Consider the following 13,582-nt stretch of genomic DNA (forward strand, 5'->3'; position numbering starts at 1 on the left):
GGAATGGTGATTTTATGAAAGGTGATAAAAAAAGAGAGTTTACTAGGTACACGGCATTAATAGTAATTATGTGTCTTATATTTACTGCTATTACCTCACAACTGTTTGTGCTTCAAGTGGTAAAAGGAGAAGGGTATAAAGAACAGGCAAATAATAAGTCAATAAAAGAGATACCGGATACGGCTCCAAGAGGAAATATTCTAGATAGAAATGGAGCAGTACTCGCTAAAAGTGAACAAAGCTATGTTTTGGTTTATAATCAGACAGATGAAAGTGACAAAACATTCTTTGATACTATGGACAAGGTGTTTAAAATTCTAGATGAAAATGGCGAAACGAAACAAGACGATTTTGAGCTTAAAATAGATCCTTATAGCTTTGTATTTAGAAGTGATGATCCTCAAACACAAAGAATGCTTGAAATAAGATTTAAAAAAGATAGAGGGTTAGACGAAGAAATACTAAAAAAATTGTCTAAGGATAAAAAAAATAAGTTAACCAAAGAAGAACAAGATAAAATTGTAGATGAAGAACTACTAAAGATAACACCAGAAGAAACCTTTAAAAAGTTAATAAAGCAATATAAAATAGACGATAAGAAATATTCCTTAGAAGAGCAAAGAAGATTTATGATAGTAAAAGATACGTTAAAGATGCAGAGTTTTTCAGGTTATAAACCTGTAGTTGTAGCAAGCAATATAAAGAAAGATACTGCATTTAAGTTTATGCAAATGTTAAATGAGCTTCCAGGAATAGATGTTACTACTCAGCCTATAAGAACTTACCCTAATGGAGAATTAGGTTCTGCCTTTTTAGGCTATATATCCAAAATAACCTCAAATCAGGATAAGTATGAAGAAAAAGGATATGACGTCAGTAGCGATTATGTAGGTACTGCTGGTATAGAAAGTGTATTTGAAGATAGACTTAAAGGATCAAAGGGCGGAAGAATTGTAAAGTTAAATAAAAATGGAAGAATTATTGAGGAGCTTGGAAGAAGAGATCCTTACCCAGGGCAAACTGTTCAACTTACAATCGATAAAGAGGTTCAAGCCGCTGCGGAGAAAGCTTTAGATGATAAGATGGCTGAATTAAGAGCAAATCCTTATTCTCAGTATCGTTCTAATACAGCAAATGCAACTAGAGGAGCGGCTGTAGCAGTTGATGTTAACACAGGGGCTATATTAGCTTTAGTTAGTAAACCAGGATATGACCCTAATTTATTTACAGTTCCTGGAAGATTATCTACTGACTTAAGTAAACAATTTTTTACCCCTGATTTGGAGAAGTTTGGGAGAGAATACATTCAGCAAAGAGGGCTTATGAGCTATTATCCAGGGAAAACTGAAGATGAAGTTCTCAATATATTATTTCCAATAGATAAAAGCATAAAAGGTAATACAACTATAAGACAGGACGCTTATGACATATATGCAAAATCATCATTTAATTATGCTACTCAATCAAGAATACCGCCAGGATCTACTTTCAAGCCTCTTACGGCAATTGCAGGTCTTGAAACTGGTGTAATAACTCCGGATTATACCATGTATGATAATGGAACCTTTGATAAAGGAGGAGGACATATTACTACTTTTGCGCTTGATGGTGCTAATGGATGGGTGAATTTGACAAAGGCTATAGAAAAATCTAGTAACCCTTATTTCATGACAGTTGCAAAATTTCTTAGGGGTGCTTTTGGAGATGATGTTTTAGCTAAATATGCATGGAAATTTGGTTTAGGTGTTCCTCCTAATTCGAATGTAAAACCATCTACAGGTATTGAAATTCCTGAAGCATTTGGTCAAGTATATAATAGTGTTTCTGCAAAAAATGATTATTCTTCTATGTATTTGTGGAAAATCATGTCTATGTTAAAGGACGGAAAAAGTGACAGAGGCGATAAGTTTACAGCTATAGATTTATATGATAATGATAAAGATTCAAGTAAAGTTAAAGAAATAAAAAGTAGTTTAAAAAATTCTATAAAAGATTCCATAAAAGAAGGAAGTAGTGCCTTTAATAAAGATAACTATAGTAAGTTAATAAAAGATTTAATTGCAGCAGACCCTAAATATAGCGGTAGCAATATAAGTCAAAAGGAAATAGACACTATAATAAATTCAATTTATTATGTAGCAGTTTCTGATGCAAATAGTCAGTTAAGAGCAGGATTTCATATGTATGATGCTGCTATAGGGCAAGGTATGGATCAATTTACTCCTCTTCAAATGGTGAATTATATTGCAACTCTTGCTAATGGTGGCACAAGGTATAAATTGCATCTTGTAGATAAATTCCTAGATGCTAATGGTAAGGTAATAGAAGAGGTAAAGCCTGAAGTTATAGAAAAAACAGGCGTTAAGTCTGAAAACTTAGAAGCGGTTAAAGCTGGAATGGCTGCAGTTAATGAAAAAGGTACTGCTGCTGGAGCATTTAGTAACTTCCCTATAAAGACTGCAGGAAAAACTGGTACAGCAAGTTTAACTAATCCAGAGAGTATTGGAAGAACAGACTTTGCAGAATATGTTGGTTATGCACCACTAGATAATCCGCAAATAGCTGTATATGTTGTAATATTTGATGGTGGTCAGGGAGCTACATCTGCTTATATAGCGAGAGATATTTATTCTGCATATTTTCATGTTAATAGTCAAAATAATACGCAAAACAATGACCAAAATCAATCTACTCAGAATAACAATGGTCAATAGAAATTGAAAATTGAGGGCTATTTTGGCCTTCAATTTTTGTTTTTAATTTTAAATTTGATATATACATACAAAAAACGCTTGTATATATCTTTTTTTAAAATTAAATAGGAATTTAGAAGGATTTGAACTTGTTATGTTGAAATATTACATAAGGTGACTTGTTGGAGGTCTAGTATGTTGAACGATAATATAATTATTAAAGGCAATAGAGATGGTATAAATGCAATTATAAATATGAATAAGTTTAAAGACTTTGAAGAAATGCTCGAAACTTTAATTGTAAAGCTCTCGGCAGGAAAAATGTTTTATAAGGGATGTACCCTTAAAATAACCACTCAACTCAAATATATAAATGAAAAAGAATTTCGCAAACTTAAAGATATTTTGTTTGAGCAATTCTTAATAAAGGACTGTATATTTGAAGATAAAGATGATAAAGATAACAAAGTTTTCAACGGAATTTATGAAGGGCGTACAAAGTTTTTGCGAAGGACTATAAGAAGCGGTCAAGTTATAAATTACCCTGGAAATGTAGTTATTATTGGAGATGTTAATGCTGGCGCAGAAATATATGCTGGCGGCAATATAATCGTTCTTGGAGCTTTAAGAGGATATGCACATGCAGGTTATGGGGGGAATCCTAAGGCTATTGTAGCAGCATTTTATTTACAACCTGAGATATTACAGATTGCAGATATAATGACAAGGTCACCAGAGGATAACGTTAAGCCTCCTTATCCGGAAGTTGCTAGAGTTAAAGGTGATACAATAATTGTAGAACCATATTTGCCTAATAAATTTATTTAATGGAGGTAATACAAATGGGAGAAGCTATTGTAGTAACATCAGGCAAAGGCGGGGTAGGTAAAACTACCACTACAGCTAATATAGGAACAGCACTGGCAGCCATTGGCAAGAGTGTTGTTGTTGTAGATGGTGATACTGGACTAAGAAATTTAGATGTTTTAATGGGACTTGAAAATAGAATCGTTTTTACACTTTTAGATGTAGTGGAAAATAAATGCAGATTAAAACAGGCGCTAATAAAGGATAAGAGATTTCCAAATCTATACTTGCTCCCTACAGCACAAACTAGAGATAAAGATGATATAACACCAGAGCAAATGCTTAATTTAGTAAACGAATTAAAGAAAGAATTTGATTATATTATAATAGACTGCCCTGCAGGTATTGAACAGGGATTTGAGAATGCAGTTGTAGGTGCAGATAGAGCATTGATTGTAGTTAATCCTGAAGTAACATCAGTTAGAGATTCGGATAGAGTTATTGGAAAATTAGATGCTAAAGGATTAGAAGACCATCAATTAATTGTAAACAGAATAAATTATCAAATGACTAAAAATGGGGATATGTTAGATGTAAATGATATTCTCGACAGCTTAGCAATAAAGCTAATTGGAGTAGTTCCAGATGATAGAAGTATTACTATTTCTACAAATAAAGGGGAGCCTGTAGTTTTAGATAATAAAGCGGTTTCAGGACAAGCTTTTAGAAATATAGCAAAAAGAATAACTGGTGAAACAGTTCCTTTTATTGAACTGAGCGAGGGAAATGAGGGCATATTTTCATCAATAAAAAAATTATTTGGTATTAAGTAGGGAGGGTGTAAAATGGATTTATTTAAAATATTTTCTCAAAAACCTTCCCCTAAGGATATGGCAAAAGAAAGATTGAAATTAATTTTAATACATGACAGAGCTCATGTTTCTCCAGAAATACTAGAGTCTATAAGAGAGGATATATTAGGGGTTATTTCTAAATATTTTGAAATTGATGATGAAGAAATCGATGTAAAGATGACTAAAATGGAGGAACTTCAAGGAGAATCTCCAGCTTTAATTGCGAGCATACCAATTAAGAAAATGAAAATAAATAAATAAATTACATATACTGTTTTCAAAGACTAACGCCTCTAGTACCCATTTTACGTAAGATGGGGTATTAGAGGCGTTAATTATTGGATAAACAGAGTTCTTAGTATCAGATGGAGTTTTAAATATATCGGATAAAATTGTTCATAGATTTTTTTTTTTTATATGGTATAATCATATTTGTATTGGAGGGATAAATTAGTATGCTCAATAAAATAATTATTAGTAGAAAACTTCTAAGAGAATTAGATTTTACAGTCATAATAGCTGTTGTACTTATAGTATTATTTGGAACCATGAATATATATAGTGCTACGCATTTGAGATATGGAAACACTTTTATGAGAAATCAGCTTATTTGGTTAGTTGTAGGATTAATACTTACTTATTTTATTTTAGTATTTGACTATTCGATAATTCAGGGCTATGCTAATATAATATATTGGTTTGGGATATTTCTACTTATATTAAATGATACGATATTTAAATCTACTGTCAATGGAGCTTCATCTTGGATGAAAATAGGAGGATTTTCTATGCAGCCTTCCGAGTTTGCCAAGCTAGGTATGATAATAATGCTTGCAAAGCAATTGGACAGTATGGATGGGAAAATTAACAATGTGAAAAATTTCTTTAAATTAGCTGCTTATGCTGCGCTTCCAATGCTTTTAATAGTAATTCAACCTGACATGGGAATGACTATGGTTTGCTTTTTTATCGTCCTAGGAATATTTTTTGCAGCTGGTTTAGATTTAAAAATAATAGGCGGCGGATTTATGAGTTTAATTGCACTTATTGCTATAGTCTGGAATTCATCTCTAATGCAGGATTACTGGAAAAACAGATTAATTTCATTTATAAATCCAGATGCATATGACTTAGGCATTAGTTACCAGCTTAAGCAGTCTCAAATAGGAATAGGATCTGGTGGAATCTTTGGTAAAGGATTCTTAAAAGGCACCCAGATAGCGGGAGGATTCATTCCAGAAGCTCATACAGATTTTATTTTTTCTGTTGTAGGAGAAGAATGGGGCTTGGTTGGAGCAATAATTTTGTTAGCGCTCTATGGAATAATTATCTATAAATTTATAAAGATAGCCCAAAATTCTAAAGATAGATTTGGATCTATGATTTGTGTAGGTGTAGTTTCTACTATGCTGTTTTCTATATTACAAAATATAGGTATGACTATAGGATTAGTGCCTATAACCGGTATTACGTTATCCTTTATGAGTTACGGAGGCAGCTCTATGCTAACGGGTTTCATGAGTTTAGGACTTGTTCTAAATATAGGAATGAGAAAGAAGAAAATCAATTTTTAGGGGGATGAATGTTATGAGAATTGCCTTTATTGCACATGATAAAAAGAAAGATGATATGATAGAATTTGTAAAAAGATACAGAGACCTTTTTGAAGGGCATGAATTATTTGGTACGGGAACAACAGGAAGTCTTATAACTGAAATTATTGGATTAAAAGTTCATAGATTCCTTTCAGGTCCTCTTGGGGGAGACCAGCAAATAGGTGCAAAAGTAGCACAAGGAGAGATGGATTTTATAATTTTTTTAAGAGATCCCCTTACATCTCAGCCTCATGAGCCAGATGTTAATGCATTACTCCGAATATGTGATGTTCATTGTGTGCCCCTTGCAACCAACTTAGGATCAGCAGAAGTTTTTGTAAAGGCATTAAAAAATCGTGAAGAATCTAAGTAATTTGGTACAAGCTCTAGCAATTAATTTGCTAGAGCTTATTTTTTAGATTAGTATTGCCCTATTGTATAGATAACTAAGAGTGTTTAGGTATCTTAAAGTCATAAAACCATAGATTTTAAAATATATATAATATATCAGCAACTATGTGAAGTCATATTATACGAACAGTTTATCCGATGTGTACCGCCACTAATAAAGTGGTGATACGATCATGGATAATGGATTCCAAGCTTCAGATGGAATTTAAAATTCACCTGAAAACAAGAATCCTGTTAATAAAAATTGGGGGGCAATTTTATCTATGGGAAATTATAATTCAGAGTACGAAAGTTATTATAATTCTTTAAAAAAAGGCAGCAAGACAAGGTATTTTCCATCTTATAATCAAAGCTTTAACTATAATAATATAGGGAAATCTAAAAAAAATTATTGGCTATCAAGAATAATGAGAGACTTAGTAGGGGTGCTTATTCTCTTTATCATTGTCTTAAGCTGTAAGCTAATAGTGACGCCTAAAACTCAGGCAGTATACAATTATTCTAAACAAATTCTAAATCAGAACTATGAATATACTAATTTAAAAGAGAAGTGCAAAAATATAGATATTAAAAATTTTCAGGATAAGATTACTAATATAATTGAGGAAATAAGAAGTAAAGTTACTGGAACTGAAACTGTTGATAACAAAATTAAAAATGAATTTGTACTTCCGATTGCAGGAATAGAAACATCTCCCTTTGGATATAGGGAGGATCCTATAACAAAAGAAAAAAAGTTTCACGAGGGAGTAGATATTGACGTTAAGGAAAATACAGAGGTAAAAGCCTCATATGATGGAAGAATAAAAATTTGTGGTGAGGATAAAGAGTTAGGTAAGTACATTCTGATAGATCATGGCAATGGCATAGAAACTAAATATGGACATTTAAATGAAATACTTGTGGGAAAAGAAGATGCGGTTAAAAAGAGTCAGATTATAGCCAAAAGTGGCAATACAGGCAAATCTACTGGACCGCATCTTCATTTTGAGCTTTTATACATGGGAGAAAATAAAAATCCAGATGAGTATTTTAAGATAGCCAAAAAGTAATGTATAGAGGTAATTCTGTGGTTAAGGTAAGTAGATATTTTATTCCTTATATAATATTTTTAATTGCTATAGGATACAAAGGACAACTAATTTATTCTTTTTTAATTGTTATTATTCATGAATTTGTTCATTATTTGGTTGCTAGATATTATAATTTTTGCGGTTTTGATATAGAACTTATGATTGTTGGAGCGGCATTAAGGTTTAGAGAACTTGATGAGGCATCTCCAAAAGAAGATTTAATTATATCTATATCTGGTCCTATGGCAAATCTAGTTCTATGTATTGTTTTTTTTATTTTACATAAGGAATTTCCCTGTAAGGAATTCTATATGTTATTTGAAGGAAATTTGGCTATAGGATTATTTAACCTTATTCCTGCATTCCCATTAGATGGTGGAAGAATATTAAGAGATATATTAAATTTTAAACTTATGTATAGAAAGTCTAATAAAATAATGATTACTACGAGTATAATTATTGGATCAGTAATTATGCTTATTTATGTATTGTTATTCTTAAAGGGTAATAATATTTTTAGTATAGGAATAATAGGTATATTTATTATAATATCATCGCTTAAAGAGAAGGAAAGGATATCATATATAATTATGGGAGATATTATAAAAAAGAAATATAAATTTATATATAGGGGTTATATTGAAAATAAGAATACTTCTATATATTATAAAAAAGATTTATTAAGTGTAATGGCTCTATTTGATAAAAATAAATATAATGTTTTCACAGTTTTAGATGAAGAGATGAAAGTTATGGACATAATTTATGAGGAAGAGATAATTAGTGCTTTAAAAACCTACGGGAATATTACCATAAAAGAATTTATGAAAATAGAAAACAACGAAAGATGAAAATTATATTTTAAATTTATAATTTATTATGTTAGAATATAAAAATGTGATATACACAAGAGGAGGATTTTCAATGAATAAGGTTACTGATGATATATTGTTTAAAGTAGAAAAACCTGCGCGTTATATAGGTGGAGAGTTAAATTCTTATAATAAAGATAAAAATAAAGTAGATATTCGTTTTGCATTTTGTTTTCCAGATGTTTATGAGGTAGGAATGTCACATTTGGGGATGAAAATTCTTTACCATATTTTAAATGAAAGAAAGGATACTTATTGCGAAAGAGTTTTTGCTCCATGGCCTGATATGGAAAAACAGATGAGGGAAAATAACATTCCTCTTTATGGGTTAGAAAGTAAGGATCCTATAAATAACTTTGATTTTATTGCTTTTACCCTTCAATATGAAATGAGTTATACTAACATACTAAATATGTTGGATTTAGCTGGTGTACCTATAAGGGCTTCAGAAAGAGGAGAGGATGATCCTATTGTATTTTGTGGAGGTCCTTGTGCTTATAATCCTGAGCCGCTTTATGATATAGCCGACTTCTTTGCTATAGGCGAAGGAGAAGAGCAAATGGAAGAGATTATGGATCTTTATAGAAAGTATAAGGGTAAGAGTAAAAAAGAATTTTTAAGAGAGGTATCACATATACAGGGGATTTATGTTCCATCACTTTATTCAGTGGAATATAAAGAAGATGGAACAATAAAAGAATTTAAACCTCTATATGATGATGTACCAGCAGTAGTTAAAAAGAGAATAATAAAGAACTTTAATGATGTAGCCTATCCTAAGAATTTAATTGTTCCTTATACCGAGATAGTACATGATAGAATAACTTTAGAAACCTTTAGGGGATGTACTAGGGGATGTAGATTCTGCCAAGCAGGGATGATATATAGACCTGTGAGAGAAAAGAGCACAGATAAACTTTTAGAAACAGTAGAAGAGCTTTTAAAGAATACAGGATATCCAGAAGTATCATTAACATCACTAAGCATCTGTGATTACTCAGATTTACAAAATTTAATTCATAAATTTATAGAGAAGTATGAAAAAGAAAAAGTAGGGGTATCTCTACCGTCATTAAGAATAGATTCTTTCTCTGTGGACTTAATAAATGAAATACAAAAGGTTAGAAAAACAGGATTAACCTTTGCGCCAGAAGCGGGTTCACAAAGAATGAGAGATGTTATAAATAAAGGGGTAACTGAGCAGAATTTAATGGATTCAGTAAAAAATGCTTTTGAATCTGGTTGGTCCACAATAAAACTATATTTTATGATAGGATTACCATATGAAACTATTGAAGATGTAATAGGCATAGCAGATTTGGCTGAAAAAGTAACAGATCAGTATTTTAAAGTTCCAAAAGATAAGAGAAAGAAAGGGTTAAAGGTTACTGTAAGCACTTCTATATTTGTTCCTAAGGCCTTTACTCCGTTCCAGTGGGTGCCACAAATAAGAATGGAAGATGTGAAGGAAGAAATAAAAGCATTAAGAGGAGCTATAAAAAGCAGAAGTATTTCTTACAATTGGCATGAAACTCCTGTGAGCTATTTAGAAGCTATATTTGCAAGGGGAGACAGAAGAGTTTGTGATGTTTTAGTAAAGGCTTTTGAAAAAGGAGCTAAATTCGATGGTTGGTCAGAGTATTTCAACTATGATGCATGGATGGAAGCTTTTGAAGAATGTGGAGTAGATGGAGATTTTTATGCATATAGAGAAAGAAGTTATGATGAGATACTTCCATGGGATTTCTTAGATATAGGGGTTTCCAAAGAGTTCTTAATAAGAGAAAATGAAATGGCAAAAAAAGCAGAGCTAACACCTGATTGTAGAATGGGGTGTACAAATTGTGGAGTAAACACTAAGTTGGAAGGGAAGTGCTTTGACGGTGCGATATTTAATAAAATTCAGTAAAGAAGACAGTATAAAATTTGTAGCTCACTTAGATTTAATGAGAACAATCCAGAGAATGATGAAAAGATCAGGACTTCCAGTTCAATATTCTAAAGGATTTAATCCTCATATAAATATGTCGCTAGCACAACCGTTGGCAGTAGGAGTTTATTCCTCAGGAGACTATCTTGATGTAGCCTTTGATGAAGAGTTAGAGGAAAGTACAATAACGGAAAAATTAAATTTAAGTGCACCTATGGGTATAAAAGTATTTGAAGCTGTAAAAATAAAAGAAGAGCAAAATAAAAAAGTTTTTAAGTCTATGGCGGCAATTGATGCAGCAAAGTACACTATAAAGATAAAATATAATAGTGTAGAACTTTTGAATCAAGATATGGAAAAGCTACTAAGTACTCATGAATGGGAAACTATAAAGAAAAGTAAAAGCGGAGAAAGCAAAGTTAATATAAGATCCATGATAAAAGAACTTAAATATGAAATAGTTGATAATGTTTTAATGATACATACAATTGTTTCTTGTGGAAGTAAGGAGAATTTATCAGCGGAACTTTTAGCAAAATTCATTCAAGAAAACACCAGAGAAGCAAAAGTTGATGCTTTTGTGGATATAAAAAGAGAAGAAATGTATGCATTGATGAAAGGGAAATTAGTTCCTCTATACAAATATGCAAAGATGCTATAGGATTTCTAGTCCAAATTTTGGCTTATAGTTTAACGACCGTTAAATTATAGGCCTTGTTTTACAGAAAAGAAGGTGGATATGTTGAAAGAAATATTTATAGAAAGACAAAAGGAACTTTTAAGAATTGCAATAAAAGAAAAGGATGAACTAAAGGAGTGCTTAATTGAAGAAGAAACTGGCGAACCCTATCCTGGGGAGATTTATAAAGGTATAGTTAAGAATATTGTACCTGCCATAAAATGCGCTTTTATAGATATAGGCCATAAAAAAAATGTATATATGTATTTAGATGAAAAGTTCAAAAATACAAAATTAAAAAAAGGTGAAGAAATATTAGTACAGGTAATCAAGGAAGACTTGGGGAGCAAAGGAGCTAAAGTTAGCAATGTACTAAGCTTGCCAGGAACATATTGTGTGCTAGAAACTATTAATAAAGATATAAGTTTTTCAAAAAAAATAACTGATAATAATATAAAAAATTATATTGCCCAAAATTTAAAAAAGCCTAAAGGTATAGGTGTAAAAATAAGAACTAATGGAGTAGAGGTTCCAATAGATGTAATAAATGAAGAACTAAATAAGCTTTATGATTTATATTCGAATATGTGCAATAAGGCTAAATATTCTACTGGTGTTGGTCTATTATTCGATGATGGTGGTATTTTAGGAAGAGTATTAAGAGATAAGCTAAGTGGGACTAATTTAAAGATATATGTTGACAATGAAGAAGATTATAATTATGTAAGTGAATTTTCCCGCAGTATAATTGATGCAAAAATTAATATAAAACTTCATAAAGAGAGCAGAACCTTATTTGCTTATTATGGTATTGAAAGAGAGATATTAAGTTTAAGAAACAATAAAATTCCTCTTCAATGTGGAGGGTACATAATTATTGATAGAACGGAAGCAATGTATGTTATAGATGTTAACTCTGGTAAGAATGTTAAAGGAAGCTCAATACAAAAAACAGCATATATTACTAATTACCAAGCAGCAGAAGAGGTTGCAAGGCAGATAAGACTTAGAAATCTAAGCGGAATTATAGTTGTAGATTTCATAGATATGGATGATGAAAATAATAAACAAAAGATATTAAATTTATTAAAAGAAGGATTTTTTGGAGATAAGAATAAAACCATAATATATCCTTTTACTGAATTAAATCTAGTTCAGATTGCAAGGAGAAGATCAGGAAAATCTATATATGAATACATAGAAGAAGATTGTGGTTTATGCAGTGGAAAAGGTAAAAGAATAAAGCTATCTTATATGTGCATGCTTATAAAAAATGAAGTTTTTAGAATTGATGAACAAAGAGAAATAAAAGATTTATATATTGAGTTAGATGAAAACTACAAAAAGGATATAGAAGGAGACATATTAAGCTTTATTAAAAATATAAGTGCATTAGATAAAAAAGTATATATTAACTATGTTAAAGGAGAACATTTTAAAGTTGAACCACTAATATTTATGAATCAAATAGAAAACCTGCAGATTTTTAAAGTTTATGGATAAAAAAACTTTACAAGCCACTATATATATGTTAGAATGGCATTTGTAGACCGCACAGAGAAGGTTATGTAAATCATAAGCAGGCATTCTTAAGATTGTTTATGTACCTTAATTGGCGAGACTGGATAGAGGAGGTGTTTTGATGTACGCAGTTGTAGTTACTGGAGGAAAGCAATACAGAGTTGCACAAGGAGACGTTATATACGTTGAAAAGTTAAACGCTGAAGTTGATACAACAGTTGAACTTGACAATGTTCTTGTAGTAAGCAAGGAAAATGGAGAGTTAGTTGTTGGAAAACCTGTAGTTGAAGGAGCTAAAGTTACTGCTAAGGTTTTAGCTCAAGGAAAAGGCAAGAAAATACTTGTTTTCAAGTATAAGAGAAAGAAAGACTACAGAAAGAAACAAGGACACAGACAACCATATACAAAACTTCAAATAGAAGCAATTAATGCTTAATTATGGTTACTGTAGAGTTTAAGAAAAAATCTTGTAATTTGGTTTCAGTTGCTTTAAAAGGTCATGCAGAATCAGTAGATGAAGGATACGACTTAGTATGCTGCGCTGTTTCTAGCATATCTCAAACTATTTTAATAGGAATAGTTGAAGTTTTAAAGTTAAAGATTGATTACTCTATAGATGATGGCTTTCTAAGCTTTTCATTAGAAGACTTATCTATTGATGAGATAAAAGAGTGTCAAGTGCTTATGGAAACTATGTTACTTGGTTTGAAAAGTGTAGAATTAAATTACGGTGAATATATAAAAGTTAAAGTAGAGGAGGTGTAGTACATGTTACTTATGAACCTTCAGTTATTTGCTCATAAAAAAGGAGTAGGTAGCTCAAGAAACGGTAGAGACAGTGAATCCAAAAGACTTGGTACTAAATGTGCTGATGGACAATTCGTTTTAGCTGGAAACATACTTGTTAGACAAAGAGGAACAAGAATTCATCCAGGAAATAACGTAGGCAAAGGTAGTGACGATACTCTTTTCGCTAAAATCGACGGAGTAGTTAAATACGAAAGAGTTGGAAAAGATAAGAAAAGAGCTAGCGTATACCCTGTAGTTGTTGAAGAAGCAATAGCAGAATAGTTTTAACATAAAGCACCCTTAAACAGGGTGCTTTTTTAAAGCTTTTAAGAGTTGGTTTAATCATCAACTTATTGAA

The 13,582-nt window shown here is 31.4% G+C and carries 14 protein-coding genes; all 14 read left to right on the forward strand.

What is annotated here, in order from left to right; genetic code table 11:
• The first annotated feature begins 14 nt into the window (after positions 1 to 14).
• The 14 genes from I6U51_RS02980 to rpmA all read left to right on the forward strand — a co-directional run bounded on the left by I6U51_RS02980 (position 15) and on the right by rpmA (position 13,506).
• On the forward strand, positions 15 to 2,714 hold the full coding sequence (locus I6U51_RS02980) for a penicillin-binding transpeptidase domain-containing protein (RefSeq protein WP_211141118.1): 2,700 nt from the start codon (positions 15 to 17) through the stop codon (positions 2,712 to 2,714).
• A 174-nt stretch (positions 2,715 to 2,888) separates the two neighbouring features.
• The gene (minC, locus tag I6U51_RS02985; RefSeq protein WP_178906003.1) at positions 2,889 to 3,521 is read left to right on the forward strand and encodes a septum site-determining protein MinC; all 633 of its coding nucleotides are present in this window, start codon (positions 2,889 to 2,891) and stop codon (positions 3,519 to 3,521) included.
• A gap of 14 nt (positions 3,522 to 3,535) precedes the next feature.
• Positions 3,536 to 4,333: a septum site-determining protein MinD gene (gene minD, locus I6U51_RS02990; protein ID WP_178906004.1), complete on the forward strand. Its 798-nt coding sequence runs from the start codon at positions 3,536 to 3,538 to the stop codon at positions 4,331 to 4,333.
• A gap of 12 nt (positions 4,334 to 4,345) precedes the next feature.
• The gene (minE, locus tag I6U51_RS02995) at positions 4,346 to 4,615 is read left to right on the forward strand and encodes a cell division topological specificity factor MinE (protein ID WP_211141119.1); all 270 of its coding nucleotides are present in this window, start codon (positions 4,346 to 4,348) and stop codon (positions 4,613 to 4,615) included.
• Positions 4,616 to 4,809: 194 nt separating this feature from the next.
• Positions 4,810 to 5,928, forward strand: a complete 1,119-nt coding sequence (gene rodA, locus I6U51_RS03000; RefSeq protein WP_211141120.1) for a rod shape-determining protein RodA — start codon at positions 4,810 to 4,812, stop codon at positions 5,926 to 5,928.
• A 13-nt stretch (positions 5,929 to 5,941) separates the two neighbouring features.
• Positions 5,942 to 6,322, forward strand: a complete 381-nt coding sequence (gene mgsA, locus I6U51_RS03005) for a methylglyoxal synthase (protein ID WP_211141121.1) — start codon at positions 5,942 to 5,944, stop codon at positions 6,320 to 6,322.
• A 301-nt stretch (positions 6,323 to 6,623) separates the two neighbouring features.
• Entirely contained in the window at positions 6,624 to 7,412 is a 789-nt protein-coding gene (locus I6U51_RS03010) for a M23 family metallopeptidase (RefSeq protein WP_211141122.1), read from the forward strand.
• Positions 7,413 to 7,429: 17 nt separating this feature from the next.
• Complete coding sequence (locus tag I6U51_RS03015) at positions 7,430 to 8,284, forward strand: site-2 protease family protein (protein ID WP_211141123.1); 855 nt, start codon at positions 7,430 to 7,432, stop codon at positions 8,282 to 8,284.
• Positions 8,285 to 8,357: 73 nt separating this feature from the next.
• Positions 8,358 to 10,214, forward strand: a complete 1,857-nt coding sequence (locus tag I6U51_RS03020) for a TIGR03960 family B12-binding radical SAM protein (protein WP_211141124.1) — start codon at positions 8,358 to 8,360, stop codon at positions 10,212 to 10,214.
• Entirely contained in the window at positions 10,183 to 10,896 is a 714-nt protein-coding gene (locus tag I6U51_RS03025; protein ID WP_211141125.1) for a TIGR03936 family radical SAM-associated protein, read from the forward strand. The genes I6U51_RS03020 and I6U51_RS03025 overlap by 32 nt, the downstream gene beginning before the upstream one ends.
• An 81-nt stretch (positions 10,897 to 10,977) precedes the next feature.
• Positions 10,978 to 12,417 carry an Rne/Rng family ribonuclease gene (locus I6U51_RS03030; RefSeq protein WP_211141253.1) on the forward strand — a complete coding sequence of 480 codons (1,440 nt, stop codon included), beginning with the start codon at positions 10,978 to 10,980 and terminating at the stop codon, positions 12,415 to 12,417.
• A gap of 139 nt (positions 12,418 to 12,556) precedes the next feature.
• A complete protein-coding gene (rplU, locus tag I6U51_RS03035) occupies positions 12,557 to 12,871 on the forward strand; it encodes a 50S ribosomal protein L21 (RefSeq protein WP_211141126.1) in 315 nt (104 codons plus the stop codon).
• Positions 12,872 to 12,873: 2 nt separating this feature from the next.
• Positions 12,874 to 13,200, forward strand: coding sequence for a ribosomal-processing cysteine protease Prp (locus I6U51_RS03040; protein WP_211141127.1), 327 nt, complete (start codon positions 12,874 to 12,876; stop codon positions 13,198 to 13,200).
• A 3-nt stretch (positions 13,201 to 13,203) separates the two neighbouring features.
• A complete protein-coding gene (rpmA, locus tag I6U51_RS03045) occupies positions 13,204 to 13,506 on the forward strand; it encodes a 50S ribosomal protein L27 (protein ID WP_178906014.1) in 303 nt (100 codons plus the stop codon).
• Positions 13,507 to 13,582: the final 76 nt, after the last annotated feature.

The sequence above is a fragment of the Clostridium aciditolerans genome (assembly GCF_016316925.1).
Taxonomy (GTDB): domain Bacteria; phylum Bacillota; class Clostridia; order Clostridiales; family Clostridiaceae; genus Clostridium_AM; species Clostridium_AM aciditolerans.

Excerpts from the sequence above, each read along its gene's own strand:
- I6U51_RS03040 (WP_211141127.1), top strand. The coding sequence starts at position 12,874 with ATGGTTACTGTAGAGTTTAAGAAAAAATCTTGTAATTTGGTTTCAGTT.
- minC (WP_178906003.1), top strand. The coding sequence starts at position 2,889 with ATGTTGAACGATAATATAATTATTAAAGGCAATAGAGATGGTATAAAT.
- mgsA (WP_211141121.1), top strand. The coding sequence starts at position 5,942 with ATGAGAATTGCCTTTATTGCACATGATAAAAAGAAAGATGATATGATA.
- I6U51_RS02980 (WP_211141118.1), top strand. The coding sequence starts at position 15 with ATGAAAGGTGATAAAAAAAGAGAGTTTACTAGGTACACGGCATTAATA.
- rplU (WP_211141126.1), top strand. The coding sequence starts at position 12,557 with ATGTACGCAGTTGTAGTTACTGGAGGAAAGCAATACAGAGTTGCACAA.
- I6U51_RS03020 (WP_211141124.1), top strand. The coding sequence starts at position 8,358 with ATGAATAAGGTTACTGATGATATATTGTTTAAAGTAGAAAAACCTGCG.
- rpmA (WP_178906014.1), top strand. The coding sequence starts at position 13,204 with ATGTTACTTATGAACCTTCAGTTATTTGCTCATAAAAAAGGAGTAGGT.
- I6U51_RS03010 (WP_211141122.1), top strand. The coding sequence starts at position 6,624 with ATGGGAAATTATAATTCAGAGTACGAAAGTTATTATAATTCTTTAAAA.
- minE (WP_211141119.1), top strand. The coding sequence starts at position 4,346 with ATGGATTTATTTAAAATATTTTCTCAAAAACCTTCCCCTAAGGATATG.
- minD (WP_178906004.1), top strand. The coding sequence starts at position 3,536 with ATGGGAGAAGCTATTGTAGTAACATCAGGCAAAGGCGGGGTAGGTAAA.
- rodA (WP_211141120.1), top strand. The coding sequence starts at position 4,810 with ATGCTCAATAAAATAATTATTAGTAGAAAACTTCTAAGAGAATTAGAT.